Genomic DNA, 26,821 nt, shown 5'->3' on the forward strand with positions numbered 1-26,821 from the left:
GCCTTCAAATAATCAAACTTTCCAGATAAGAAAACTGGTTGGCAGGGAGGGTAAATCAATGTTAGATCAGCTGTTTACCGCAGAGAATTTTCGAAAAATTTACGATGTTGAAAATCGAAGGGGCCACGACCTTGTAGCTAGATTTTTCCCGACTTTAGAACCTAATGTTCGCGATTTGAAAGACAAGGTACAAGAACTACGTGCCGTAAGATCAAGAAAGAATTCACTTCCCGAGTCAGAATTCAATCGACAAAAAGATCTCCTAAAAGAACAAATCAATGCTCTCAAGAAGACCAAATCAGATCTTCTCGATCAGCTACTAGAGGTTGTCAGTAAAAATGTCGGGGCGAAGAGTTTTCAGATCTCGTTAAGAATGGCGACTGGCCCGGGGGGGAAGAATATTTTTATCGCAGAAGACACGGCAGAGACATATTTTGTTCTGAAGCAGCTTCAGGTAAATCTTCAAAATCTCTATGCCGTCAAACAGTCCAATCGACATGATTTAGTCTGTCAGGTAAGAAACATCTTGAGCTCTACTTTCCCATATCAAGTACTTAGGACTGATATCTCATCTTTTTATGAAAATATAGATAGAAAGTCTCTAATCCAAACACTGGAAGAGGATCAACTGTTAAGTTCGTCCTCAAAGAGACATATTAGAAATGTTCTCGATATATATGGACGCCTCGCAGGATCAGAAAAAGGAATCCCACGAGGAATTGGAATAAGTGCTTATTTAGCGGAACTCTATCTTCGTCACTTCGACAGGTCAGTTCGAAGTTTAGATGGCTTGGTCCTATATTGCCGCTATGTGGATGACATTGTCGCAATACTCTCTCCATCACCGACACAATCTAACTCATCTACATTCGACCAAGAATTCTCTTCAATTTTGGAGCAGTATGGTCTTCTCCAAAACCAACAGAAGACAGTGTATTTTGATCTTGCTGTGACCAGGGATGTCAAATTTGAATATTTGGGATACCGATTCTTCCGCAAAAATAATGAACTTCAGCTCTCACCAAGCTCAAGAAAAATAAAGAAGTACAAATCAAGAATTCAAAAAGCTTTTGAAGCCTACGAGAAAACGCGACATACAAGCCCGCGTCATGCTCATCGAGATCTCGTCTCGCGTATAAAATTTTTAACGGGAAATGCCAGATTGAAAAATAGCAAGTCAGCGGCAGTCGTTGGCTCTTATTACAGCAACTCACTGTCAAGTCATGTTCGTAGTTTCTCGCTTCTAGATAAATTTCTAGTCAAATGCATCTCACACGTTGGCAGTCCTCGACTTCGATCGCGTTTAAAAAAATGCAAATTCCTAGATGGCTTTGAAAAGCGAGTATTCCATAACTTTAGCGCAAAGGAACTAAAAAATATCGTAGAGGTATGGGAACATGGCTAAGCATCGAGTTTCGCTGACACATAGAAAGCATCGGTCAATCTTGACTGACATGCTTCCATTTGAAGTCCCCCCCACCTTCTCCAACAAAGGGTTTTATAGTTTCTTAAGGAGAATCGAACTTGATCATCGAGCAAAGACCATTACCTGGATCGCCGACGATGATAGATTTGATCTGACAATAAAGCTCCTATTTGGCCTTCCCGCAACAACTCCGGTTACCACAGCCCCATTGCGGCAATGGGGTTCATTGAAGAATACTCGGTCGGTCACTTATCGTGACCGTGATATCGCGAGCACGTCGCCCTTCAATTTTAACGTTGCACACAATCTCGACGGACGCATACTTAGCGTTGTGCATCCTCGAAACCAAATCTCTGTGGCATCTTTTTATGCCACATTTTGCTCGCTGATTACATACTATTCTTCAAAGAGTGATTTCTCGATACGGAGGCCAGTATCTGTTGCCAGATATGCCTACTTCAAAGATAAGCTACATGATCAGCGGCTGGAAGTGTCAAAAGGAGTAGAGCAAGATGATCACGAGTATGAACAGCTAGGTTCATACTTCGTGTACAAGAAATTCAGTAACATCCATAAGTTTTTTGAATCGGATGATTATCATCGCTGTGAAAAGAAATATCGAACATTACTTCGTGCGGATGTCAGCAAATGTTTTGATAGCATTTACACACATTCCATAGCCTGGGCGGTTTTGGGAAAAGATCAGACCAAATTCAATTTGGCTGAATCCACTCAAACCTTTGCCGGAATTTTTGACAAGTTGATGCAACGACTCAACTACAATGAGACAAACGGCATCGTCATTGGGCCAGAGTTTTCTAGAATTTTCGCAGAAATAATCTTGCAATCCGTGGATTGCACTTTAAAAAGGCGGCTTGAAAAAGACTTCAGCCTCTGCTGCGGTGTAGATTACGAAATCTTTAGATACGTTGACGACTATTTCATTTTTCATAACGAGGCACAGAATCGGGAAATAATCGTAGAAGTGCTTCAGGGGGCGTTAAAGGAAAAGAAACTCAACATCAATAGCTCAAAGTTGAAAAGCTATGAACGTCCAATTATTACAGAAGTGACTATCGCAAAGGAAAGGATTTCTTCGCTTCTAAATAGCGCATTGGCAAGCTCATCCATCGCCATAGAACCTGAGGTGTCAGAGAAAAAAAAGTTAGTCTGCCATATCGATAAGAATAGCTTAATCGTCCAATATAAGACGATATTAAAAGAGACTGATGTTACGTATAGCGACCTATTGAACTACACATTTTCTATTGTCGAAAATAAGGTAGAACGTCTTCTTAAATCGTATCTAGAGACAGAAAAATCCACACAAGATAAAAAGAAATTGATTAGCGCTCTACTATCTGTCACAGAATTTATGTTCTTCGGATACGCCGCCAGCCCAAAGGTCAATCACACAATTCGAGTATGTCGAATGATGTCTACGGCCGTCACTTTCCTGAACCGAGAAGCAGTGAATTACGAGTTAAAGCATTTATTGTTTAAAGCGTTTCACGATAACATCGTCTTGCAAATTGATCGAAACTCAATGGATAAACATCGGGAGATTGAAACCCTATATCTTCTTCTTTCTTTATCCCAAATTGGCAAAGAATATTGGCTCCCCGAATCTGTATTGGTCAAATACTTTTCTATTTGTGTTGACCAGGATGGGAATTATGAAAGAGAAGATTTCTTAAACTTTTTCTCAATTACCGTTCTTCTCGCATATATGAGAGGGAAGGTGCGCTATCTGAAGCTGAGAGAGTTTATTGAAGCACATGCTCTCAAGAAACTTAAAAATCTTCAGGTGCACTGGCCTCATAATACAGAATCCCTACTTCTATTCTTCGATCTAATTTCTTGCCCATTTGTGAGTGACCACACTCAGCAACTTGCGGCCGCCATATTCCAAATTGATGCGGCTGGATTGGCCAAGCTCAAGGCTTCGAATAACAGATGGTTCACAACTTGGGGAGACGATTTTGATATTGGCAAGGCGCTGGACGAGAAGCGAAGTAGAGAAGTATACTGAGCGTGACGCCCCGCTTTATCCATAATGGCTGTTGGCAGCTCACACACAAGCGTCACTTCATCTTCTGCATTTAAGTCAGAATTTGAAGATCCGGGCGGCAGGAGCGGGCCGCCCTTTTCTGCTAAATCAGCCCCTTTATTTCTGTCGCACGAGCTAATCCTCGAACGCATAGAAATTTGCCCGTGCATCATTTAACGCGTGATGCTCCGGTAGGCGGCTTCTTTTATAGAAATCGAGACGCCGCACCTCGTTGATTCGATCATTGATTAATCGACTTTTGCACCATTCTGGCAACTTCTCCCCCAACAGGTTGCAGAACAAATCCCAATCAGTTTGGAAGTCGTAGCATATGTCGATTTTTTCGTCGTGATGCCTTAAGGCAATAAGCCATTCAGCAAGTTGCGAAGCCGCTCCATCTTCCTCAAGAATGGCATTCGATGCATATCCGAGCATAGGCAAAACCGTCTGACGTACAAAATCACTGCACTTTTTAATATCAAACGGAACCTCGGCATAAAATGTTTCGCCTGTCTCCGACACGCATCCAATACTAATAAGCTGCGGCTCAAAGAAGTCCGTGAACTCCGTATCAACGAAGACTTTAATTGGCATAGATTAACGTCCTTTAATCCCAAATTAACTGCAACTGACCGTCAAAAATAGACTTTGGTGGCCGCAAATATTTCCCCCATTGGAATATGACGAAGCGGCTATAAGCTTGATGCAGATACTCCAGATTTTCTCCTCTGAGTTCGTCCACAACATATGTGTGCACAGGACCGAAAGTTTTTTCCATTATTCCCATGGATGTCTGAGAAAATTTTCGATCACTTATTCGGAGGAGTTTTTCATCAAATTTCGACGGCCACTCCTGGAGCATGCAGCGCCATCGCCGGACGATATTGGCAGCGTCGACAAGTCGCCCTTTTCTTACCCCATGCCCTTTTCCTGTATTTTCAAAATCAGCTAAACAGTGACCCAAGAACCATACACTGCGAAATAATTCGTCCAAGGACAATTTAGATAGCCACTTGAGCACATCTCGATGAACAACATTGAGAATTTTCGGGTTTATGTGAGAGCTATAGTCAAGCTTCCAATCAATTAACCAGCTAAGAAAAATCTCTTCACTAGACGCCCTTTGAATACTAGTGGTTCTGAGATCATGACCGCACGGGCAAAAGGCCATTTGATTGCGGTCCCATCTAAGCGGACGAGAGCAAGACTCGCAGTGGTCGATCAGAAAGCATTCATGCCGCGAGCACGTCACGTAAGGCGTCAGTTCCCAGGAAGCTCTTAAATAAACATCCTCCCTAAGACAGCAAGGGCAAACCGCTACGCTCCTCGAACGCACAAAATATTCCTTGGTTAGGACATTTCCCTCAATATCCCATTGCTTTTCACCATTGCGCCAATTCACAAATCCGAACAATGGAGGAATCAATGTTGGATCACATCCAATCATCTCAGCAAAATCTTCTATATGTTCTACGCGAGGCGGACGTCCGATCTTACCGTTCAGAACATTTAAAATAGATGTCGGGCTTTTGAGACCATTATTCTCTGCCGCTCGCATCAATAATCCCACAAGAGATTCTCCCCTTTTTGGCATAACCGGGAATAGGAGGCGTTTTACTGGCTTTTTCACACAAACTCCTCAAATGGGTTTTGACCACAGCAAATAATTCGGTCATAAGCAAGTTTGAAATCCGCGCCAATAAGCGAAGTAGCTTCCCGGTTGGAAGCAATAATCACCGCCTCCTTTAATAACTTTTTCAGCAGCCGTAAACTTCCAACTGTGCTTTTGCAGATGGCCTTGGCGAGCTTTTTAAAGTCCTCAGCATGAATCTGAATAGGCATGTTCTGGTTGAATGAGGCGAGAATCGAAATGAATTCTGCGTCGAACCGCAGTGCTCTTAGTTCATACTCGCCGGGAATTCGACTAGCAAGTTGCTCGCTAATTTGAAACAGCTTCGTGGAGATGGGCGTTCCAAAGAAAACAATTGGTATTTTCACCTCGTCATAAAGACTCTTCAGCCAATCTGCAATCGTATTGGCGGACTTGTTACGGCCGCCCTCAACAGTATGCTGAAACTCATCAATAAAGATAATCAGCACGCCTGCACGTCGAATAAATTCCTTCAAAATTACAGTTCTTTCGTTTGAATTTCTGTGATTTTCAAACTGATCGCCAAGCGTTTTAAGCATTCTCAAGGCGATCTGAGAGACCGTAGGAGCGGGCATCATTTCAATGGACAGTATTGGCACTATTGGCTGCTTATCTGGCCCAACGGAAGGAGGGTAATTTGCAATCATCAGATCGCGTATGAGTGTCTTTCCAGCACCTGGCGCGCCAATAATACGGAGTCCACCCGGATCACAAAGGACCCCAGATCTTTGAATAAGTGTCGTTATCAACTCAACTGCTTTTACTAGTTGTGGCGTTTGAATTGTTATCGCTTCTACAGAAGCAGCGCGATCTAACGATCGCTCTTCGATGCTCGTTACGCCGTCGCGTCTGTTGCTCTCGTCGAATAACATACGGTTCTCTCTGGGATCTAGCAATTGCGTCTGGTACATATTAGGTACCTCTCTGCTTGTAAATGGCTGGATAGGCGGAAATTGCATCGAAGAGCACATCGACATCAGGCTCTTCAGTTCCTCGGGCCTTCTCTTCTCGAATTACAGAGATCGAAGTATTTCTCCCATCTAAAACATTCTCACTTGAAATTCCTACGTATCTACTGGCTTTTAAGTTCGCCCTCTTGCTCCGTCCGATGTCCTCCATCAGAATTTCTGTAAGCTCCTTTTTAGATGCGATTAATTCCTCCGTAGAATTCGATGCCCGCCCTTTTTCTCTATTGAACTTAGAAATCATCTTGTGCTGCGTTAAAGACAGTCCATGCGCATAATCCATGCGAGTACATTGCACTTCGATGTATCTACGGTGACGAGGATCCAGCACGTAGATCCGACCGAGATCCTGACGCGAGATTTTGAATTCAATCTTTTGCGGCCGAGCCTGGTGATAAAGGTCAATCAGCTCGGGGCTCGAATAGTGCAGGTTCTCGCACCGAATTCCTTCATGACTGGGCTTAGCTGCTCTCGTCTCGCCAATCATTAGATTTATAGAGCGAGGATCAGGAGGAAGTGGAAGTGGAAGTTCCTTCATTGCTTCAATCCATTGTTGATTCGGCGAGAGATGCTTTCGCGAATGAGGCCTTTGATTGTGGTAATCAATAGCCCATTTGTAGAGGAGCTCAACAAAAACCGAAAATCGGACCACTGCATCCCTTACAGGGTCATATCCGAATCGTTTCAACACATGCGAAAAAGTCTTTCCCGGCATTGCTTCAAGGAGGGATCCATTCAAGACATTGAAAAATGATTCAACGCTTGGTTTATGCCAAGGAGTGCGAACCTCGCAACGGGACTGAATACTTCCTAGCTCAGCAATTCCTCTTCTAAAAGCCAATGACTGAAAATCTGTACCGTTATCGGTGACATACACAGTTGCGGGACCAGCGATGGGCCAATCATTTTTAATGCTAGGGAATCGCTTTTTTATCTCGCTACGCGGCTTGAATGAATTCGCAATAGCTGTCAATGCACCTTCTGCGGAAGATCCTGAGAACGAGGCGAAGAATCCTAATACCATCCCGCTATATCGGTCCTTCAGCACGTAGAGTGTAGGCCGTCCTAGCGGGAGATTTAAGTTATCGTCAACGATATAGAGATCAAGAATTGTGCTATCAATTTCAACATAGTCAAGCGGTCGCTTTGCAGGAAGATGGCCCTTTATCATTCGGAACTCATTGTTTGCATGAGCCCGCCCAAATCTAGCGATTGCCGCGTCCCGTTTATGAACCTCCGCCACCCTTCGATAGAAGGTTCTTTCGGAAACACATTCCATCCGAGCGATGCCAATCTTACCGAGTCTGTCGTTTTCTATTCTTATGGCATCAAGATATGCTTGATAGGTATGACGAATATCTCTACGCTTGAGATTCATCCAGATAGCTTCTATGGATTCTTGAATTAAGCGTTCATTCTCTGCACTATTTCTTTTAGCCGCACGCCTGCACGCTCGCTTGTCTAGCAAAGAAAATAGATCTCCTTGACTAGTCTCATACTTTTCAGCCCACGAAGAAACCGTTCGCGCGCTGGGCGGCGATAGATCGCTAATCTCCAAAGAAATTTCTGTAATAGCCTCTTCGATCAAGTGGAGGACACCCCGAGTAATTCCTCGTTGCTGAATTCCTCTGACGTAGCTGTAAGCTCTTAAGGTGGAGGCTTGTACTTTTTCAGGAAATGCAGACACGTCGGGATGAACTGATTTTTCACTTGTCTCTATCTCCGCATCAGATGCTCGTGCGCAAAGAATTTCTATTTCACCAGCCTCCCGTTTCAAATGGAATTCATCTTCTTCTATCGTGATGATGTCGCCAGTTTGAATCTCTTTAAAATGGATACGATGACCAGATCGATGAAGATATTCGTAAACTTTCTTTTCTCGCTCGATGAGCAAGCCTTTTCCTAAGAAATAGCTCATTTCAAATTCATATAATTTAGCGTCGACGTAATACGCCTCAGCACCTCGATGCTGGCGTCTTCTAATGGAACATCTTTTATATCGAGGAGAACTAACTCTCCATTCAAAAGATGCTCAACCAATACCCCATGCGAAAGGAGGTAGCACTGGCCGTCGACTAGCCTTCTCAAGCGCCATGACTCGTTGAATCTCTTTTCCACAACCCAGAGCGCTTTCGCCCACCAAACGATTTGTTTCGGCTTCAGCTCGTAGTTGGCCATATGAGAGATTCGTAGGATTCGTCTGAGAGAACCAGATCTTGCTGTTGAGCGTGAGCGGAACGCCCCAGTCAATAGATAATTTTCGATCAGCAATCAATGAAAAAACAGTCTGGCCAGATAAGGCTCCGTCACTTATGTCAGTAAGCTGATCTACGGTCTGGGGGCCGTAGTCGCCTAAAATTTTTGCAGCTAGGTGCGCCGCTTCACTCAGATTCATCGTGCTGAAGAAGCGACGGAGCAAAAAGATGTTTTCCAAACGAACTTCGTCCGCCTGTATTTCGACGTCGGTCAGAATATCGAATCCGACATCATGGAGGTTGCAGTGCCTCTTTATCGCGCTCAATCGCTCGAACTCCTCATCCGCCAAGGCGAAGATTGCTGGCTTTACTTCGAGTAGTATTTCGCGCCCCTCCTTGAACAGAATCTGAGCATCTGGGGTGTAGGTTGCCTTTTTCCCTGTGCCTGACTCATATGTGAACGAAAAGGGTTGTGTGTTGATACCAACGACCTCGCTGCAATATCCGATGATCGCGTAGGCATCCCGTTCCACTACGGATTCCCATTCCCTATCCGCATTTCCAAGAGTAGGAAATGAAATCGTGCCCACAATTCGATGAGGATTTCTTCTTACGATGCGGCGACCCGCTCCAATTTGCTCCATGTAACCTCCAAAACGTCAAAATGTTTAGGGTGCAAGTCCCCCTGCCAGGAAAGGCATCTCAAAAACAGGGGGCGCAACTTGACAGGGGGAGGACGCGGACGGATACTTGAGGCTCCTACACCGTAGTATCTGTATGCGTCATCCCCTGAAGGCAGCTAGTTGCTGCCTGTCAGGCGGCTAAATTCAAATCTGTTGTCTTCGTTAGATCCTCCTAGTTAAGGCTTCGTTAATGCTGCTTACGTTTGCTTAGCGGTTATTAGCAGCAATTCTCTCCATTGCAAAACTTTCGCTCGTGAGGGCTCCCTCATAACGGCATCACGCAATGCAGCCAATAGCAAAAACTGCTCTTCTGGCGCGCCAGGCGAAAGTCGAAATTTCCCAAGTGAAAGCGTTAGCGCCTCATGTAGCGCCGCATATTGATGTTGCGAAAGTGGCAATCCATCACATATTCGCAAAATGTCACTGGCTTTATCCGGTACATGGCGTTGACCGCTCTCGATGTAACTCAGTTGAGAGGGGGATGCGCCGATGCTCTCCGCAAACGCCTCTTGACTCATGCCGAGGTGCTTACGCAGTTCAAGAAGCTTCATGGCTCCAGGGGACATTTTCAAAGGTTGCCAAAAATTGGATGGCCGAAGATAGCTCTAGTCAATCGAAAAGTCAAATCGCAAGTAATTGATAATAAAGGGATTTTTCTAATTTTTATGCGATTTCGGATGTAAAAAAAACTTTGTTTTTACATTTCAACCGACTCGCCGATGGATGAGAGTGTCCGGCGGCCGATATGAGCGTGAATACTGCAGGTTCCCGGCTGCTGCAGGGTATCGCGTCAATCTTGCAGAGAAGGATGGCAAACGCCACCACCATGCAGCCTTGAAAATTCCCCAACCCATCCCTATACTTAGCACTCGTCACGGCAGAGTGCTAACAGCCCGCCTGGCGCAATCCCCTTTTTCTTGCGGTGAGGTTTGCTGCATTTGGAAGACAACCGTTGCAGGCTTCGCCGCAATCAATGCTAACTTATTGAAAATTAAGGAGTTCTCATGAATCTTCGCCCTTTGCACGATCGCGTTATCGTCAAGCGCCTCGACCAGGAAACCAAGACTGCTTCCGGTATCGTTCTGCCTGACGCAGCGACCGAAAAGCCGGACCAAGGCGAAGTCCTGGCCGTCGGCAACGGCAAGATCCTGGAAGATGGCAAGGTCCGCCAACTGGCCGTGAAGGTCGGCGACCGCGTTCTGTTCGGCAAGTACTCCGGCCAGGCCGTGAAGATCGATGGCCAGGAACTGCTGGTCATGCGCGAAGAAGACCTGTTCGCCGTCGTCGAGAAGTAATTCGGCATCCGGCCTTCCTTTTCCTTCTATATATAGAGAGAAAACCTGAAGGCCAGCGGCAGCAAGACAGCAGCCGGTATGCCTGAAGCTTCATGCTCAAGCCCGGCTACATGAACTGAACCGAATTTCTGGAGAATCCAACATGGCAGCAAAGCAAGTTATTTTCGGCGATGAAGCACGCGCCAAGGTCGTCAACGGCGTCAACATCCTGGCCAACGCAGTCAAGGTCACCCTGGGTCCCAAGGGCCGCAACGTCGTGCTCGAGCGCAGCTTCGGCGCCCCGACCGTGACCAAGGACGGCGTTTCCGTCGCCAAGGAAATCGAACTGAAGGACAAGCTGGAAAACATGGGTGCCCAGCTGGTCAAGGAAGTCGCTTCCAAGACCTCCGACAACGCCGGTGACGGTACCACCACCGCTACCGTGCTGGCCCAGGCCATCGTGCGCGAAGGCTTCAAGTACGTTGCCGCCGGCTTCAACCCGACCGACCTGAAGCGCGGTATCGACAAGGCCGTCACCGCCATCGTCGGCGAAGTGAAGAACCTGGCCAAGCCCACCACCACCTCCAAGGAAATCGCTCAAGTCGGCTCGATCTCGGCCAACTCCGACGCGGACATCGGCGACATCATCGCCAAGGCCATGGAAAAGGTCGGCAAGGAAGGCGTCATCACCGTGGAAGACGGCAAGTCGCTGGAAAACGAACTGGATATCGTCGAAGGTATGCAATTCGACCGCGGCTACCTGTCGCCGTACTTCATCAACAATCAAGAGAAGCAGATCGTCGCCCTGGACAATCCCTTCATCCTGCTGTTCGACAAGAAGATCTCCAACATCCGTGACCTGCTGCCGGTGCTGGAACAAGTCGCCAAGGCTGGCCGTCCGCTGCTGATCGTGGCAGAAGACGTCGAAGGCGAAGCCCTGGCTACCCTGGTGGTCAACAACATCCGTGGCATCCTGAAGACCGCTGCCGTCAAGGCGCCTGGCTTCGGCGACCGCCGCAAGGCCATGCTGGAAGATATCGCCATCCTGACCGGTGGCCAGGTGATCGCCGAAGAAGTCGGCCTGACCCTGGAAAAGGCTACCCTGGCTGAACTGGGCCAAGCCAAGCGCGTTGAAATCGGCAAGGAAAACACCACCATCATCGACGGCAACGGCGAAGCCGCTGGCATCGAAGCGCGCGTGGCGATGATCCGCACCCAGATCGGCGAAGCCACCTCCGACTACGACCGTGAAAAGCTGCAAGAGCGCGTGGCCAAGCTGGCTGGCGGTGTTGCACTGATCAAGGTTGGCGCTGCCACCGAAGTCGAAATGAAGGAAAAGAAGGCCCGCGTCGAAGACGCCCTGCACGCTACCCGCGCTGCTGTTGAAGAAGGCGTCGTGCCTGGCGGTGGCGTGGCCCTGCTGCGCGCTCGCGCCAACGTCAAGGACCTGAAGGGCGACAACGCCGACCAGGAAGCCGGTATCAAGATCGTGCTGCGCGCCATCGAAGAACCGCTGCGCCAGATCGTCTTCAACGCCGGCGACGAGCCGTCGGTGGTGGTCAACAAGGTGCTGGAAGGTTCGGGCAACTTCGGCTACAACGCTTCCAACGGCACCTACGGTGACCTGGTGGAACTGGGCGTGCTGGATCCGGCCAAGGTGACCCGTTCGGCTCTGCAAAACGCTGCCTCCGTGGCCAGCCTGATCCTGACCACCGACGCCCTGGTGGCCGAAGTGGCAGAAGACAAGCCGGCCGGCATGCCTGGCGGCATGGGTGGTATGGGCGGCATGGGCGGCATGGACGGCATGATGTAATTTGCCTTCCGGCCCGGGGCCATGCATCGCATGGCCCGCGCTGCAAGAGAAAAACCCGCATCAGCGATGATGCGGGTTTTTTGTTGGGCGGCAACCGGATCAGCGCCCCCGCACCATGGCAAGCAGGCAGCACCGCTCCACCTCTCTTTCCGGGCAAGCCGAGAAAACAGCACAGCCAGCTCAGGGCTGTACGACGAAGCCATAAAAAAGACCCGCATCCTTGCGAATGCGGGCCAAAACATCGGGCTCCCACGAGCCCGGATGCAGTGCCAGATCTTAGAAGCTGTGGATCAGGCCGGCGTTGAGGCCGGTCTGGCTGCGGTCCAGGCCAGGCTGGCGATCCTTGCCCAGGCCAACGCTGTACATGTCGGACGAACGCAGGTTGCGCACGACGGCGTAGGTGGATGTGCGCTTGGACAGCTCGTACTTGGCGCCCAGGTTGACCTGCAGCAGACGGCCGTCGGCGCTGCGTGCGAACTTGGCGCGGGTGTACTGCAGGCTGCTGATCAGCGACAGGGCCGGCGAGACCTGGTAGTGCACGCCGAAGTCCACTGTGCTGCTGGACTCGTTGTTGTAACCACCAATGACGAAGTCACCGTTGTCTTGCATGTTGTAGTGAGGGGTGACACCACGCTCCTTGGGATGTGCCAGCGAAGCGAAACTGTAGTTGTGCTTCGGGTTGTCGGCGATTTCCGACGGCACCTTGGCCAACGGCAGCTTCACGCGCGAGTAGGAGCCATAGACCCGAGCCGGGCCGAACTGGTAGGCGGCCGCCAGCGTCCAGGTCTTCAGGCAAGTGTCGCCCGCCTTGTCGCCGGTCTTGTCCTTGCCCTTGACCATCACTGCGCCATTGCAAGCGGCGGCACCGTTGACGTCACTGGAGCTACCCCCCATCTTGCTCTGGAAGTAGCCCAAGCCGATGTTCAGCGGACCGTTGGCGTAGGTACCGCCCAGGCCGAACGACTGGCCGGCGCCGGTGTTGCCCGCTTGCTCGCCGAAACCATAGATGACGCTACCGGTGAAGCCGTTGAGGTTCGGGGTGTTGTAGCGGATGGAGTTGTTGACGCGCTCGCCGTTGGTGCGGTCCAGGTTCAGCGAGTGAACGCGGCTGACCACGCCACCGAAGTCGCCCGGCGAGGTGATGCTGCCCACGTCGTCCAGCACGTCTTTCTGGCGGCCCGCCAGGATGGTACCGAAGTTGCCGGACAGGCCAACGGTCGCCTGGCGACCCCACAGCGTGCCCTTCTGGCCGGCTTCGCCGGTATCGACGTTGAAACCGTTCTCGATGGTGAACACGGCCTTCAGACCGCCGCCCAGATCTTCACTGCCCTTGATGCCCAGGCGCGAACCCTTCATCAGGCCGGAATCGAGGGCCATCTGGCTGCCCGTCTCCTTGCCGCCGGTGGAGATCTTGTTGACATAGGACAGGCTTGCATCGACTGCACCGTAGATGGTCACGCTGCCGCTTTGCGCGTGCGCTGCGCCGCCGAAGGCACCCAGCACGGCCAGGGCCAGGATGGTCTTTTTCATAGAGTACTCCGTAGTGGTTTGATTGCTGTTGATTGGCGGGCGGGCGCTGCCGTACGGCGAGGCCGCCACCCAGGCTTCCGGAAGAAACATCAAGAAGTCAGCGCAAATCTAAACCGACTTTATTTTTTCAAATGCATCATTCTTTGAATTTCATTTATTTATAAGACTTTTCTGTAGTTTTATTGCAACCATTGTCGCACATAGTGGTAGACCAATTTTGTTGGCGATCAGTAATGAAAGCGGCACTGATGAATCACCACCCGCCCGGCCACCCGCTCGATGACCAGCCGGTGTTCCGCATGCAGGCGCACGGCGAACAGACCCGGCAGACGCAGGGGCAAGGCCGCCTGGCGTGCCGAAGGAATGCAGGCTCCGTCACGCAGACGGCGCAATAAATGAAGCAATTGGCGCGCGACGCGCCGGTCGTGCCGGCGCCACCAGGCCAGGTCTTCGCGGGCCAGCGGGGTCATCCAGAGGGGGATCAAGGCGAATTCTTCACGGGCAGCAGCTCGGCGCGCAGTTGCAACAGGCTGCACAGCAGGCGCTCGGCGTTCAGATCGTTGCCCAGCAGGTGCAGCGCTTCCTGCACGCCGCGCCAGACGGGTTCGCGCACCAGCACCAGGTTGTCGGCACCCTCGCGGGTGAGGATGACTTCATCGATATCGGCCAGCTCCAGCAGCGCGTCCAGACGCACGGCCAGGTCAGTGACGGGAAAGGCATACATGGGAAGGATTCCGGCGCTCGGCCCGGCGCGCTGCAGCACGCCGGGCAAAAAAATCCAGCAAGATAAGCCCCGGCAACGTCCGCGGCGGCATTCCACTCAAAAATGAAGTGAACGCTAAAACTTATTCGAATACTTTCTCGTTCAAGATCGAGACAAGACCGCTTTGCGGCACCCGCACATCGCCCCGCAAAGGCAATCTGCATGCGGGTTCCCGCCGCATGCTAAGACGCAGCGGTTATATGCATAGGCGAAAATTTATTTTCCCTATATAACCTTGCAGCCTTAAAATAGCGGCTTCTTATAAAAATATTGATGGCAGTGGAGACCTGAGGTCCTGAGCCGCCTGCAGCGTCCCATGATGCCGCGCTGGCGCAGGAACCCGGGGACGGCTGCCATTCTTCTTTTCCACCATGATCGAAATACAAGCTGTCACCCAGCGATTCGGCAATGTCGAAGCGGTGCGCAATGTCGATTTGTCGATCCGCAAGGGCGAGATCTTCGGCATCATCGGCCGCAGCGGCGCCGGCAAGAGCACCCTGGTGCGCACCCTGAACCTGCTGAACCGTCCGACTTCCGGCCGCATCGTCCTCGATGGCCAGGACCTGACCTCGCTGTCGGCCTCGCAACTGCGCGAAGCGCGCCGCAGCATCGGCATGATCTTCCAGCACTTCAACCTGCTGTCCTCGCGCAGCGTCTACGACAACATCGCCCTGCCGCTGGAACTGGCCGGCAAGAGCAAGTCGGAGATCGCCGCCAAGGTCGAGCCGCTCCTGGAACTGGTCGGCCTGACCGCCCTGCGCGACCGCTATCCGGCGCAGATTTCCGGCGGCCAGAAGCAGCGCGTGGGCATCGCCCGGGCACTGGCCAACGATCCCAAGGTCTTGCTGTCGGACGAAGCCACCTCGGCGCTGGACCCCGAAACCACCCGCTCCATCCTCGACCTGCTGCGCAAGATCAACAAGGAACTGGGCCTGACCATCGTCCTGATCACGCACCAGATGGAAGTCATCAAGGACATCTGCGACCGCGTGGCCGTAATGGAAGCCGGCCAGGTGATCGAACAGGGCGAAGTGCTGGAGGTATTCCGCCAGCCGCGCCACGAAGTCACCCGCGCCCTGATCGGCGACGTCATCGCCCACGAGCTGCCCAAGGGCGTGCTGGCACGCCTGCGCGAGCGCCTGGCGCGTGCCGATGCCGGCCAGGGCACCGACCACCTGTTCCGCTTTGCCTTCACCGGCAATGACGTGGACCAGCCGCACCTGTCGGAAGCGGTGCGCCGCTTCAACCTGGACTTCAACATCCTGCACGGCCAGATCGACGAGATCCAGGGCCAGGCTTTCGGTTCGCTGGCAATCCTCGCCAACGGCACCCAGGACAACATCAACCAGGCCATGCAATACCTGCGCGAGCAGGGCGTGGTCGTCGAGGAGCTCAACCATGTCATCTGAACTGATCGATCTGTTCGTCAGCTCCTTCGGTGAGACGCTGATGATGGTAGTGATCTCGGGCGTGGTCGGATCGCTCCTGGGCATCCCGCTGGGCATCGCCCTGCACATCACCGAATCCAAGGGCGTGCTGCCCAATGTGGTGTTCAACCGCGTGGCCGGCCTGCTGGTCAATGCCGTGCGCTCCACCCCCTTCATCATCCTGCTGGTGGCGGTGATTCCGATGACGCGCTTCTTCGTCGGCACCTCCATTGGCACGGCAGCGGCCATCGTGCCGCTGACGATCGCCGCTGCGCCCTTCATCGCGCGCCTGGTCGAGACCGCCCTGCGCGAAGTCGACCACGGCCTGGTGGAAGCGGCCCAGGCCATGGGTGCCACCACTTGGCAAATCATTTACAAGGTCTTGGTGCCCGAAGCATTTGCTGGTATCGTCGCCGGTCTCACGATCACCTTCGTCAGCCTGGTCGGCTATTCGGCCATGGCCGGCGCCATCGGCGGCGGCGGCCTGGGCGACCTGGGCATCCGTTATGGCTATCAGCGCTTCCTGCCGGAAGTGATGCTGGCCGTGGTGCTGATCCTGATCGTGTTCGTCCAGCTGGTGCAATCCCTGGGAGACCTGCTGGTGCGCAAACTTAGCCACCGCTGAGCACTGCACTCAATACAAAAACGGCAGCCATCCGCTGCCCACCTCAAAGCTTGAAAGGAAAGTCATGAAGCGTCGTCAACTGATTCAATTCATCGCAGGCCTGGGCCTGGCCGCCGGCCTGATCTCCGCCCCCGCCATGGCCGAAGACCAGATCAAGATGGGCGTGACCGCCGGTCCGCACGCCGAGATCATGGAACAGGTCAAGAAGCTGCTCGAAAAAGACGGCGTGCAGATGAAGGTCATCGAGTTCACCGACTACATCCAGCCCAATGCCGCCCTGGCCGCCGGTGACCTGGACGCCAACTCCTACCAGCACCAGCCCTACCTGGATGCGCAGATCAAGGACCGCGGCTACAAGTTCGTGAGCGTGGGCAGCACCATCACCTTCCCGATGGGCGTGTACTCCAAGAAGATCAAGTCGCTCAACGACCTCAAGCAAGGTGCTCGCGTGGGCGTGCCCAACGATCCGACCAACGGTGGCCGCGCCCTGCTGGTGCTGCAGGCCAAGGGCGTGATCAAGCTCAAGGCCGATGCCGGCCTGAAGGCAACCCCGCTGGATATCGTCGACAATCCCAAGAAGATCAAGATCGTCGAACTGGATGCCGCGCAATTGCCGCGTTCGCTGGATGACTTCGATGCTGCCGTCATCAACGGCAACTACGCCGAATCGGCCGGCCTCTCGCCGACCAAGGATGCCATCGCCGTGGAAGCCTCCACCGGTCCCTACGCCAACGTGATCGCCGTGCGCATCGCCGACAAGGACAAGCCCTGGGTTGCCAAGCTGGTCAAGGCTTATCACAGCCCGGAAGTGAAGAAGTTCGTGCTGGAAAAGTACAAGGGTTCCGTGATCACCTCCTGGTAATCCGCAGCCTCACTCGCATCAACGAAAAGGCCAGCTCAATCGAGCTGGCCTTTTCGCATGGAGCGGAAGATCCTGAAAACTTAGTTTTTCAACGCCATTGTCTAAGTTTTCGGGACCGTAACACTAGTCTTTGCGCCCGCGATGATCCGGCGCGTCTCGCCAGTCGAAGTCCTCTTCTTCGTCTTCCTCATCCTCGGCCGGCAGCGCATCGGGATTGTCGGTGGAGCGATAGTTCGCCAGCAGTTCGGCGCGCGACTGCGGCGTCTCCAGCGAGATGCGGCCCAGCGCACCGCTGCGGTAATCCTGCAGGAAGGTATGCGAGGCCTTCTCGAAGTCAAAGTCACCACCCTTGAGGCGGAAACCGCGCTTGGCCGCCACGCCCTCCACCACCGCCACCCCATCCATGCCTTCGGTATTGAAGCCATAGCGCGCCTTGAGCAGTTGCGGATAACGCTGCAGCAGCAGGTCGGCCAGGAAGGTGGCCACTTCTTCTTCGATCAGGGCATTGCTGCCCACGGCATGGCTGGCGGCCAGCATCAGGCCATCGCTGGGATGCTCGATCTTGGGCCAGAGCATGCCGGGCGTGTCGGTGAGCACCATGTTGTTGCCCAGGTAAAGACGCTGCTGGGTCTTGGTCACGGCCGGTTCATCACCCACGGCGGCCACGCGTTTTTTCAGCAGCGCATTCATCAGGGTCGACTTGCCCACGTTGGGGATGCCCATGATCATCATGCGCAGCGGCTTCAAGGCAGTGCCGCGATGCGGTGCCACCTGCATGGCCAGCTTGGGCACGCGCGCCACGTCCGAGGGTTTCTTGCAGGACAGCGCCACGGCGGTCACGCCCTTCTGGCTGTTGTAGTAGTCGATCCAGGCCTGGGTGGCCACCGGGTCGGCCATGTCGGTCTTGTTCAAGATCTTCAGGCAGGGACGCTGGCGCGCATTGCGCAGCTGCTCGATCATGGGATTGCAGCTGGCCTGGGGCAGGCGGGCATCGACCACTTCGATGACCATATCGACTTTTTCCATGCTCTCGGCCGCCTTGCGGCGGGCAGAGTTCATGTGACCGGGGAACCATTGGATGGACATGCGGAGCTTCTTTCTGATGCGTATTTCGTTGAAGGCGCTATTTTACGGCCCTGCCCCGCCAATCCCTAACAAATCCCCAAGAAAACGGCCCGCCGCGCACAAGTCGGGGCAGGCCGTTGGACAGGGAACAACACCGCTCAGATGCCGCGTACCGTCCATTGCTCCTTGACAATACCCACGAAACGCCACACCAGCCACAGCGCCAGGCCATAGCTCAGCGCCATCACCCCGAAGGCCAGCGGATTGCGCAGGCTCCAGCTGCTCACGCTATGCAGGATCGCCCCCATCACGGCCACGCCCACCAGCGCACCGATCTGGCGATTGGCATTCAGAGCGGCGGCCGCACTATTGGCGTGCGCCTTGCCGGCCACCTGCATGACCACCGTGGTCATGGCCGGAATGGCAGTGCTGATGCCCAGGTTGGCGGTCGCGCAGACCAGGGCCAGCAGCCAGTACGAGGTCTCCGGCCGGAAAGTGGTTGCCACGGCGATGAATACCGTGCCCACCGACAACCCCAGCAGCAGCGGCACGCGCGGCCCCCAGTGGGCGGACATGCGGCCCGACATCAGGTTGCCGAAGAAGATCACCGCCATCATCGGCAACAGTTGCAATCCGGTCTGCAGGGCATCGGCCCCGCGGCCCTGCTGCAGGAACAGCGCCAGGTAGAACAGGTAGCCATAGACCCCGAAGTTGATCAAAAAACCGATGCCATTGGCCGCCGCAAACTGCGGCGTGGCGAACAGCGCCTTGGGCAGCAGCGGTGAAATGCCGCGCAGTTCATGGCGCACCAGTGCCACGGCGGCCAGCAGCGCCACCACCAGCGCGGCCAGGATGCGCGGCGAGGTCCAGCCATACACCGGTCCCTGGATCAGCACGAAGGACAGTCCCGCCAGCATCACCACCCCGGCCAGGTGGCTGTACAGGTGCAGTGCGCGGGCGTGTCCGGCCACCTGCGGGATGAGCTTGCGCGCCATCAGCAAACCCAGCAGGCCGACCGGCACGTTGATGAGGAACACGCTGCGCCAGCCCAGCCAGTGGATCAGCACGCCACCCAGCAGCGGGCCGGCGGCAGCGGCCAGGCCCACGGTGGCCGACCACACGCCCAGCATGCGGGCCCGCACGCGGTCATCCTCATAGACATGGGTGAGCAGGCTCAGGGAACTGGGCATGAAAAAGGCCGCGCCCAATCCCTGCAGCAGGCGCGCCGCGATCAGGAAAGGACCGCTGGGCGCGGCCCCGCACAGCAGCGAGGCCAGCACGAACAGGAACAGGCCGGCCAGGTACAGCCTGCGCGCCCCGAAGCGATCGGCCAGGGCGCCACCGACCAGCAGCATGGCGGCGAAGGTCAGCGTATAGCCATCGACGATCCAGACCAGCGTCGCCAGCGGCGCATCGAGGCTGGCAGAAATGTTGGACAGCCCGACGTTGACCACCGTCACGTCCAGCATGGCCATGACGAAGCCGATGGCCAGCGCCACCAGCGGCAGCATGCCGGCGCGCGGGGCAGCGCTGGCCGCAGGGGCCGCAACAACAATGGGCGGAGCCAGCGCCGTGGCCGGCACATGAGGGCATTGGGTAGAAGACATGGCAAGGCGACTTTCTGCACGCGCGGTGCGAGGGAGAACGGCAAACCTGCGGCCGGCAGGCCGGGGCAGGTGAGAATGGGGCAGATTCTATGCCGCAGCGGTGATGCAATAAAGAGGTATAAAATCGGCGCACTGATGCAAATTTGCATCAGCATTTCCCCCTCAGATCGCAGCAAAGGCACATCATGGATTGGGACAATGCCCGCGTCTTCCTGGCCATCTACCGCGTAGGCACCTTGCGCGGGGCGGCCGAGCATCTCGACATCGACCAGGCCACCGTCGGCCGCCGCCTGGCCGCACTGGAAACCTCGCTGGGTGCGCGCCTGTTCCTGCGCACGCCCAGCGGCTACGTGCCCACCCCTGCAGGCGAACTGGCCGCCACCGCAGCCAGCCAGATGGAACAGGGCGCCGAACAGTTGCAGCGGCAGATGCAGGGCATGGATGAACGCCTGTGCGGCGTGGTCCGGCTGGCCGCCACCGACCTTACTGCGCGCCACTTCCTGCTGCCGGCATTGCACCGGCTGCGCCATGAGCATCCCACCATCCGCGTGGTGCTCTCGACCTCCACGCAGCTCACCAACCTGACCAAGCGCGAGGCCGACATCGCCGTGCGCACCGTGCGACCGGATGCGCCGGACCTGATCGCGCGCCACCTCAAGCGCCTTTACGTGGGCATGTATGCGTCGAAGGCCTACGTGAAGAAGCGCGGCCTGCCCGAACCGGGCATGGGTCTGAAGGGACACGACGTGGTGATCTATCCGCGCAGCATCTGGCCCAGCAAATCCGAGCAGCTCTACGGTGAATCGATCGCCCACGCCAGCGTGGCCATGGAAGTGAGCACCGGCCTGGTCATGTACGACAGCCTGTTGGCGGGCCTGGGGATAGGAGAGTTGCCCACGCACGTGGGCGACAAGGCCAGCGGCCTGGTACGCATCTGGCCGCAGCGCACCGCGCCTTACGACATGTGGCTGGTGCTGCACAGCGACCTGAACCGCACCGCGCGGGTGCGGGCAGTGGCCGATGCGATCATTGCGGCCTATGAGGCCCATGAGGGCTGATGGACTAAAAGCTTAGTTTTTACCGGGTCAGATCTAAGAAACGCCTGTGGAAAAACTAACTACTCAAGGTCGGCCAGCACCTTCAGGTGGGCCACCACGCTGCGCCCCAGCGCCGAGAGGTTGTAGCCGCCTTCGAGGCAGCTGACGATGCGGCCCTTGGCATACTGGTCGGCGATCTTCATGATCTGCCGCGTCATCCAGGCGTAATCCGCCTCCACCAAACCCATCTGGCCCATGTCGTCTTCGCGGTGGGCATCGAAGCCGGCCGAGATGAAGATCATCTGCGGCTGGTGCGCATGCAGCGCCGGCAGCCATTTCTCGTTGACCACCTGGCGCACCGCGCCGCCATCGGCATACGCCGGCACCGGCACGTTGACGATGTGCGCCTCGGTCGGCGCATCGCCCGAGAAGGGATAGAAGGGATGCTGGAAGAAGCTCACCATCAGCACCCGCGGATCATGGGCAAAGATGTCTTCAGTGCCATTGCCGTGATGGACGTCGAAGTCGATCACCGCTACCCGCTCCAGCCCGTGCACGTCGATGGCATGGCGCGCGGCTACCGCCACATTGTTGAACAGGCAAAAACCCATGGCCTGGCCCGGCGTGGCGTGGTGGCCGGGCGGACGTACCGCGCAGAAGGCGTTGTCCAGTTCACCCGCCATTACCGCATCGGTCGCCGCCACGGCCGCGCCGGCCGCGCGCAGGGCGGCTCTCCAGCTGTGCTTGTTGAGCAGGGTATCGCCGTCGATGGAGTAGTAATGCTGGCCCGACAGGCTCAACGCATGGCAGTGCTCGCGCACGTAATCGACGGCCGTGGTGGTATGCACGCGCTCCAGTTCGGCCGGATCGGCCAAGGGCGCTTCGCGGCGGTCGAGGAATTGATCGATGCGGCTCAGGATCAGCTGGTCTTCGATGGCTTCCAGGCGAGCCGGGGCCTCGGGGTGCCAGTCACCCATTTCATGGCGCTGGCAATCGGCGTGCGTATAGATGGCGGTGGTCATTATTGCTCTTGTTGCTATCTGGCAAGCCTGGGGCCAGCCGGGTTGTCTCGTAGGACTAGTGTACATCTGCTGTCGCTTATCGTGGTCAATGCCGCGTCGGCCACCCTGCACCAGCACGGGGCAAGACCCTCGATGGGGTATACTTGCCCGCTTGTCGTTGTCCCCTTGCCGAACAGATCGCCTGCCTCGTTTGCTGCCCACCCCGCTCATGCCCATCTCCCTGCCCCGCCTGACCTCCCTGACCTTGACCCTGATGTTCGCCGGCCTGTGTGCCCTGTCCCCGGGCGTGCACGCGCAAGAGGGCAAGCCTGTGGACAAGACAACCCGCAAGAAGGCGGTGAACAAGAAGAAGGCAGAGAAGAAGGCCAAGCCGCAAGCGAAGAAGAAGGTGGCGGCCGACGACCAGGGCGAGTTCGTCAACTTCAACGAGTGGAAGGACGTCGGCCGCTTCATGGACGAGATGGTGGAACGCAACCGGTTCCAGCGCAGCGACCTCAATGCGCTCTTCGCCCAGACCCGCTACGTGGACAGCGCCATCCAGCTCATCAAGCCGGCACCCAGCACCAAGCCCAAGAACTGGACGGCCTATCGGGCGCGCTTCGTGGAACCGGTGCGCATCAATGCCGGCGTCGATTTCTGGAACACCTATGGCGTAGCGCTGGCCCGCGCCGAGGCGCAATATGGCGTGCCCATGGAAATCATCGTCGGCATCATCGGTGTGGAGACGGTGTATGGCCGCAATACCGGCAATTTCCGCGTCATGGACGTGCTGACCACGCTGGCCTTCGATTACCCCAACACGCCCAATCGTGACGCCCGCATGGCCTTCTTCCGTGGCGAACTGGAAAACACCCTGCTGTGGGCGCGCGAAGCCGGCATCGACCCGATGTCGCTGCGCGGCTCCTATGCCGGGGCCATCGGCTGGCCGCAGTTCATGCCGGGCAGCATCCGCGAATATGCGGTGGACTTCGATGGCGATGGCAAGATCGACCTGCGCAATTCGCCGGTGGACGCCATCGGCAGCGTGGCCCACTACCTGGCCGTGCATGGCTGGCAGCGCGGCGAGCCGGTGGCCTTCCCGGTGCAGGTCTCCAGCGATAACCGCCAGTGGGAGGCCATGCTCAACCAGGGCCTGGAAGCCAGGTACACCGCCGACGAACTGCACGCTGCCGGTATCTCCACCCCGGACCTGCCGGCCGGCATGCGCTTCGGCCTGGTCGACCTGCAGAACGGCACCGGCCCGACCGAGTACTGGATTGCCACCAACAACTTCTACGCCATCACGCAGTACAATCGCAGCTACTTCTACGCGATGTCGGTGGCCGACCTCGGCCGTGCCGTCGCCACGGCGCGCAATCCCTGACTGACCAGCCCCTGTTGAATGACGGAGCGTGTCCGGCACGCTCCCGCTTGCCCTCTTCCACGATCAGAACCACGATGATACGCATTGCACCCCTGGCCTCCACGCTCATGCTGACGCTGGCCGGCACCTCGCTTGGCCTCTCGGCCGCACGCGCGGCCGACAGCGCCGATGACAAGGGCGAGACCCTGCCCACCGTCAACGTCACCGCCAGCGGCAGCAGCAAGGATGCCAGCCATGCACGCTCGGCCTCGGTGGCCAGCTTCGATGACGCCCCGCTGCTGGACACCCCGGCTTCGGTGTCGGTCGTCACCGAGGCGCAGATGCGTGACCAGCAATCGCGCCTGCTCTCGGATGTGGTCAAGAACGATGCCTCCATCAACGAGAACTATGCACCGGTCGGCTACTACGAAAACTTCGCCATTCGCGGCATCGCGCTGGACCCGGCCAGCGCCTATCGCATCGATGGCCTGACCGTCGTGGGCGAACAGAACGTCGCGCTGGAGAACAAGGAGCGCGTCGAATTCCTCAAGGGCGTGGCCGGCCTGCAGGCGGGCGTGAGCAGCGCGGGCGGCATCGTCAACTACGTGACCAAGCGCCCGGCCGACGTGCGTTCGGTCACGCTGGGCACCGATTCGAACGGCTCGCGCTATCTGGCCACCGACCTCGGTGCGATCTTTGGCGAGCAAAAACAGTTCGGCCTGCGCATCAATGCCGCGCATGAAGACATCCATTCCTACGTCAACAATGGCGATGGCTGGCGCGACTTCGCCTCGCTGTCGGCGACCTGGGCGGTGTCGTCCAAGACGCTGGTGCAGTTCGATGCCGAATACCAGCAGAAGGCGCAGCACTCGGTGGCCGGCTATCAGTTGCTGGGCGGGACCACGCTGCCCTCGGGCGTGTCGCCCACCACCATGCTGACACCGCAATCCTGGGCCCAGCCGGTGCGGGACAGTTCGCTGAACTATCGCCTGCGCGTGGATACCGAATTCAATGCGGACTGGCGTGGTTACGTGCAGGCTGGCCGCAGCCGGGCCGTCATCGATGATTATCTGGCCTTCCCCTATGGCAGCGGTGGCGGGGCGTCTTCCACCTTTGCCGCCAATGGCGACTTCGATGTCTACGACTATCGCGTGCCCGATGACGAGCGCCGCGATGACGAAGCACAGGCGGTCATGATCGGCAAGTTCGCAACCGGTTGGCTCAAGCACGAGCTCACCATGGGCGTGGCCATGTCGCGCCGGGTGGTGGACAAGTCCGATGGCATCAGCGTGCTGGTCGGCAGCGGCAACATCTACACGGGCACGCCGGCATTGGCTGCGGCAGACGCTACCATCCCGCCAGCCTACCGCAACCTGGACAGCCGCCAGAAGGCGCTCTTCTTCAGCGACCGGCTGCAATTCTCGGAGCGCTGGCAAGCCATTGCCGGGGGCCGCCAGGTGTGGCTCAACGAGCAGGCCTTTGCTTCCGATGGCAGTGTCACGCGCACCACCTCGCGCAATCTCTTCCTGCCGCAACTGGCATTGATCTTCAAGCCGGTGCAGGACGTCTCGCTCTATGGCAGCTATGCCGAGACCCTGACGCTGGGCAGTTCGGCGCCGTTCTGGGTCAGCAACTACCCGACCACGCTGCCGCCATCGGTCGCACGTCAACTGGAGGCCGGGGCCAAATATGAGGTGTCGCCCGATCTGTCGCTGAGCGCCGCCGTCTTCCGCATTCGCACGGCCTACGAATACCAGAAGCCGGACGACAGCAGCAGCGGCTTCACCTACGTCCAGCAAGGCCGCCAGACCAATACCGGGGTCGAATTCGGCGCCAACGGCAAGCTCACCCCGCGCCTGGCCGTCGGTGCCAGCGTGGCGGCCATCCGCGCGCGCGCCAGCGATACCGGCACCGCCGCCTATGACGGCCAGCAGGTGGTCAACGTGCCGCGCCTGCGCAGCAGCGTCTATGCCGACTATGCGCTGCCGGGCGTGGAAGGCGTCAACCTCATGGGCAGCTGGCTCTACAGCGGGCGCAAGCCGGCCACGCGCGATGGCAGCGTGAGCCTGCCGGCCGTGCACGTGTTCAATGCCGGCCTGCGCTACAAGCTGCGCCTCAACGGTCACACCGCCACCCTGCGCGCCAACGTCGACAACGTGTTCGACAAGCGTTACTGGAAGGATGCCGGCCAGTACCTGGGCGACAGCTATGTGCACCTGGGGGCGCCGCGTACGGCGCGCCTGTCGCTGCAATATGATTTCTGATCTGCCGATTCGCTGACGACTCCATGGACGCCGCATCCCATCACCTCACCCGCGTCATCAGCCACGGCATGGGCGTGGAGCCGGTCATCTCGGACTGGCCCGCACTGACCTCGGCCGAAGTGGCCCGCGTGCTGCGCCACTATCCCGGCGTGGGCCAGCCACTGCGGCTGGAATGGCACAGCCCGCGCCCCTTCTCGGCGGCCTGCGTGATGCAGACCGAGAGCGGCCCCATCATCATCAAGCGCCATCACGCACGCGTGCGCGACGTCGCCGCGCTGGCGGAGGAACACCGCTTCGTGGCGCATCTGCAGGCACGCGGCCTGCCGGTCATCAGCGCCCTGGTCACCGCCGGAGGCGCCACGGCGCTGGCCGATGACTACTGGACCTATGAAGTCTTCCCGCTGGCGCCGGGCGTGGATCTGTATCGGGAAGCGATGTCGTGGACACCCTTTACCAGCTGCACCCATGCCCATTCAGCCGGACAGATGCTGGCGCGCCTGCACCAGGCCGCAGCCGGCTACGATGCCCCGGCGCGCCCGGCACGGCCGCTGGTGTCGAGCTTCACGATCTTCTCACAGGAAGATCCGGTGCGGCCACTGCAGCACTACATCGAGCAGCGCCCGGCCATTGCTGAATACCTGGAAGGGCGCCCCTGGCGCGGCGAAGTGGCGCAGCACCTGCTGCCCTGGCATGCCGCGCTCAAACCTTATCTGGATGAATTCACGCCGCTGTGGACGCACAATGACTGGCATGCCTCCAACCTGCTGTGGACCGATGGCACGCGCGAAGCGCGCGTGCAGACGGTGCTCGATTTCGGCTTGTGCGACCGCACCTGCGCGCTGCATGACCTGGCCACGGCCATCGAGCGCAACATTGTCGAGTGGCTGGCCATTGCACAGCGGGAAGTGCATCTGGTCCACCTGGATCTGCTCGATGCGATGCTCGATGGCTACGCCTCGCAGCAGCCGCTGAACGCGCGCCAGATGCGCGCGCTGGCTGCACTGCTACCGCTGGTGCATGCCGAATTCGCGCTGGCGGAACTGGACTATTTCCACGGCGTCACGCAGTCGCCGCAGAATGCCTCGCTGGCCTATGACACCTACTTCCTGGGGCATGCCGACTGGTTCCATTCCGGCGAAGGGCAGCGGCTGCTGGGGCATCTGGAGCAGCGCGCGCAGGCGCTGGAGAAAAACTAAGTTTCACCTTCCCGTACCTTAAGA

At 56.5% G+C, this 26,821-nt stretch carries 23 protein-coding genes; 11 read left to right on the plus strand and 12 right to left on the minus strand.

All coding sequences use genetic code 11. From position 1 onward, the window contains the following. Nucleotides 1-58: 58 nt before the first annotated feature. Together drt3a and drt3b are read left to right on the plus strand one after the other, a co-directional pair. The gene (gene drt3a, locus ACVC5H_RS21210; RefSeq protein WP_489619709.1) at nucleotides 59-1,405 is read left to right on the plus strand and encodes an antiviral reverse transcriptase Drt3a; all 1,347 of its coding nucleotides are present in this window, start codon (nucleotides 59-61) and stop codon (nucleotides 1,403-1,405) included. A gap of 49 nt (nucleotides 1,406-1,454) precedes the next feature. Beyond that, nucleotides 1,455-3,458 carry an antiviral reverse transcriptase Drt3b gene (gene drt3b / locus ACVC5H_RS21215; RefSeq protein ID WP_489622742.1) on the plus strand — a complete coding sequence of 668 codons (2,004 nt, stop codon included), beginning with the start codon at nucleotides 1,455-1,457 and terminating at the stop codon, nucleotides 3,456-3,458. Nucleotides 3,459-3,611: 153 nt separating this feature from the next. Here drt3b and ACVC5H_RS21220 read toward each other — a convergent pair whose 3' ends face one another. The 6 genes from ACVC5H_RS21220 to ACVC5H_RS21245 all read right to left on the minus strand — a co-directional run bounded on the left by ACVC5H_RS21220 (nucleotide 3,612) and on the right by ACVC5H_RS21245 (nucleotide 9,521). Continuing rightward, the gene (locus ACVC5H_RS21220; RefSeq protein ID WP_489619710.1) at nucleotides 3,612-4,070 is read right to left on the minus strand and encodes a hypothetical protein; all 459 of its coding nucleotides are present in this window, start codon (nucleotides 4,068-4,070) and stop codon (nucleotides 3,612-3,614) included. 13 nt (nucleotides 4,071-4,083) lie between these two features. After that, nucleotides 4,084-5,106, minus strand: a complete 1,023-nt coding sequence (locus ACVC5H_RS21225) for a TniQ family protein (RefSeq protein ID WP_489619711.1) — start codon at nucleotides 5,104-5,106, stop codon at nucleotides 4,084-4,086. Continuing rightward, nucleotides 5,103-5,999: a TniB family NTP-binding protein gene (locus ACVC5H_RS21230; RefSeq protein WP_489619712.1), complete on the minus strand. Its 897-nt coding sequence runs from the start codon at nucleotides 5,997-5,999 to the stop codon at nucleotides 5,103-5,105. Before ACVC5H_RS21230 ends, ACVC5H_RS21225 begins: the two co-directional genes overlap by 4 nt. Before the next feature lie 40 nt (nucleotides 6,000-6,039). Continuing rightward, the gene (locus tag ACVC5H_RS21235; protein ID WP_489619713.1) at nucleotides 6,040-8,010 is read right to left on the minus strand and encodes a Mu transposase C-terminal domain-containing protein; all 1,971 of its coding nucleotides are present in this window, start codon (nucleotides 8,008-8,010) and stop codon (nucleotides 6,040-6,042) included. Between the two features lie 114 nt (nucleotides 8,011-8,124). Then, on the minus strand, nucleotides 8,125-8,931 hold the full coding sequence (locus ACVC5H_RS21240) for a Tn7 transposase TnsA N-terminal domain-containing protein (RefSeq protein WP_489619714.1): 807 nt from the start codon (nucleotides 8,929-8,931) through the stop codon (nucleotides 8,125-8,127). A 236-nt stretch (nucleotides 8,932-9,167) separates the two neighbouring features. Next, nucleotides 9,168-9,521, minus strand: a complete 354-nt coding sequence (locus ACVC5H_RS21245) for a helix-turn-helix domain-containing protein (protein ID WP_181458997.1) — start codon at nucleotides 9,519-9,521, stop codon at nucleotides 9,168-9,170. Between the two features lie 453 nt (nucleotides 9,522-9,974). Here ACVC5H_RS21245 and groES point away from each other — a divergent pair, with 453 nt between their 5' ends. Both groES and groL read left to right on the plus strand, forming a co-directional pair. Continuing rightward, complete coding sequence (groES, locus tag ACVC5H_RS21250) at nucleotides 9,975-10,265, plus strand: co-chaperone GroES (RefSeq protein WP_008115200.1); 291 nt, start codon at nucleotides 9,975-9,977, stop codon at nucleotides 10,263-10,265. A gap of 142 nt (nucleotides 10,266-10,407) precedes the next feature. Further along, nucleotides 10,408-12,057 (plus strand): chaperonin GroEL, encoded by a 1,650-nt coding sequence (gene groL / locus ACVC5H_RS21255; RefSeq protein ID WP_017451309.1) that lies wholly within the window; start codon nucleotides 10,408-10,410, stop codon nucleotides 12,055-12,057. 276 nt (nucleotides 12,058-12,333) lie between these two features. Here the strand turns inward: groL and ACVC5H_RS21260 are convergent, their stop codons facing one another. The 3 genes from ACVC5H_RS21260 to ACVC5H_RS21270 all read right to left on the minus strand — a co-directional run bounded on the left by ACVC5H_RS21260 (nucleotide 12,334) and on the right by ACVC5H_RS21270 (nucleotide 14,311). Then, nucleotides 12,334-13,587 carry a porin gene (locus ACVC5H_RS21260; protein ID WP_489619715.1) on the minus strand — a complete coding sequence of 418 codons (1,254 nt, stop codon included), beginning with the start codon at nucleotides 13,585-13,587 and terminating at the stop codon, nucleotides 12,334-12,336. 227 nt (nucleotides 13,588-13,814) lie between these two features. Beyond that, nucleotides 13,815-14,072: a type II toxin-antitoxin system YoeB family toxin gene (locus tag ACVC5H_RS21265; protein WP_489619716.1), complete on the minus strand. Its 258-nt coding sequence runs from the start codon at nucleotides 14,070-14,072 to the stop codon at nucleotides 13,815-13,817. Then, a complete protein-coding gene (locus ACVC5H_RS21270) occupies nucleotides 14,069-14,311 on the minus strand; it encodes a type II toxin-antitoxin system Phd/YefM family antitoxin (protein ID WP_489619717.1) in 243 nt (80 codons plus the stop codon). Before ACVC5H_RS21270 ends, ACVC5H_RS21265 begins: the two co-directional genes overlap by 4 nt. Nucleotides 14,312-14,721: 410 nt before the next feature. On the opposite strand from ACVC5H_RS21270, the gene ACVC5H_RS21275 reads away from it, so the two are divergent. The 3 genes from ACVC5H_RS21275 to ACVC5H_RS21285 all read left to right on the plus strand — a co-directional run bounded on the left by ACVC5H_RS21275 (nucleotide 14,722) and on the right by ACVC5H_RS21285 (nucleotide 17,264). Then, complete coding sequence (locus tag ACVC5H_RS21275) at nucleotides 14,722-15,759, plus strand: methionine ABC transporter ATP-binding protein (RefSeq protein WP_489619718.1); 1,038 nt, start codon at nucleotides 14,722-14,724, stop codon at nucleotides 15,757-15,759. Further along, nucleotides 15,749-16,402 (plus strand): methionine ABC transporter permease, encoded by a 654-nt coding sequence (locus ACVC5H_RS21280; RefSeq protein ID WP_058894348.1) that lies wholly within the window; start codon nucleotides 15,749-15,751, stop codon nucleotides 16,400-16,402. Before ACVC5H_RS21275 ends, ACVC5H_RS21280 begins: the two co-directional genes overlap by 11 nt. Before the next feature lie 64 nt (nucleotides 16,403-16,466). Beyond that, nucleotides 16,467-17,264, plus strand: coding sequence for a MetQ/NlpA family ABC transporter substrate-binding protein (locus ACVC5H_RS21285; RefSeq protein WP_489619719.1), 798 nt, complete (start codon nucleotides 16,467-16,469; stop codon nucleotides 17,262-17,264). 123 nt (nucleotides 17,265-17,387) lie between these two features. Here ACVC5H_RS21285 and ylqF read toward each other — a convergent pair whose 3' ends face one another. Then, entirely contained in the window at nucleotides 17,388-18,350 is a 963-nt protein-coding gene (gene ylqF, locus ACVC5H_RS21290; protein ID WP_489619720.1) for a ribosome biogenesis GTPase YlqF, read from the minus strand. A 137-nt stretch (nucleotides 18,351-18,487) separates the two neighbouring features. Beyond that, nucleotides 18,488-19,936, minus strand: a complete 1,449-nt coding sequence (locus ACVC5H_RS21295) for an MFS transporter (RefSeq protein WP_489619721.1) — start codon at nucleotides 19,934-19,936, stop codon at nucleotides 18,488-18,490. A 185-nt stretch (nucleotides 19,937-20,121) separates the two neighbouring features. Here ACVC5H_RS21295 and ACVC5H_RS21300 point away from each other — a divergent pair, with 185 nt between their 5' ends. Continuing rightward, entirely contained in the window at nucleotides 20,122-20,994 is an 873-nt protein-coding gene (locus tag ACVC5H_RS21300) for a LysR family transcriptional regulator (protein WP_489619722.1), read from the plus strand. A 59-nt stretch (nucleotides 20,995-21,053) separates the two neighbouring features. Here ACVC5H_RS21300 and ACVC5H_RS21305 read toward each other — a convergent pair whose 3' ends face one another. Then, the gene (locus ACVC5H_RS21305; protein WP_489619723.1) at nucleotides 21,054-21,995 is read right to left on the minus strand and encodes a histone deacetylase family protein; all 942 of its coding nucleotides are present in this window, start codon (nucleotides 21,993-21,995) and stop codon (nucleotides 21,054-21,056) included. Nucleotides 21,996-22,203: 208 nt separating this feature from the next. On the opposite strand from ACVC5H_RS21305, the gene mltB reads away from it, so the two are divergent. The 3 genes from mltB (at nucleotide 22,204) to ACVC5H_RS21320 (ending at nucleotide 26,797) form a co-directional block, all read left to right on the plus strand. Beyond that, on the plus strand, nucleotides 22,204-23,358 hold the full coding sequence (gene mltB, locus ACVC5H_RS21310; RefSeq protein WP_489619724.1) for a lytic murein transglycosylase B: 1,155 nt from the start codon (nucleotides 22,204-22,206) through the stop codon (nucleotides 23,356-23,358). A 74-nt stretch (nucleotides 23,359-23,432) separates the two neighbouring features. After that, the gene (locus ACVC5H_RS21315; RefSeq protein WP_489619725.1) at nucleotides 23,433-25,601 is read left to right on the plus strand and encodes a TonB-dependent siderophore receptor; all 2,169 of its coding nucleotides are present in this window, start codon (nucleotides 23,433-23,435) and stop codon (nucleotides 25,599-25,601) included. A 23-nt stretch (nucleotides 25,602-25,624) separates the two neighbouring features. Beyond that, complete coding sequence (locus tag ACVC5H_RS21320; protein WP_489619726.1) at nucleotides 25,625-26,797, plus strand: phosphotransferase enzyme family protein; 1,173 nt, start codon at nucleotides 25,625-25,627, stop codon at nucleotides 26,795-26,797. Nucleotides 26,798-26,821 lie beyond the last annotated feature (24 nt).

The organism is Herbaspirillum sp. Her3, assembly GCF_057961275.1.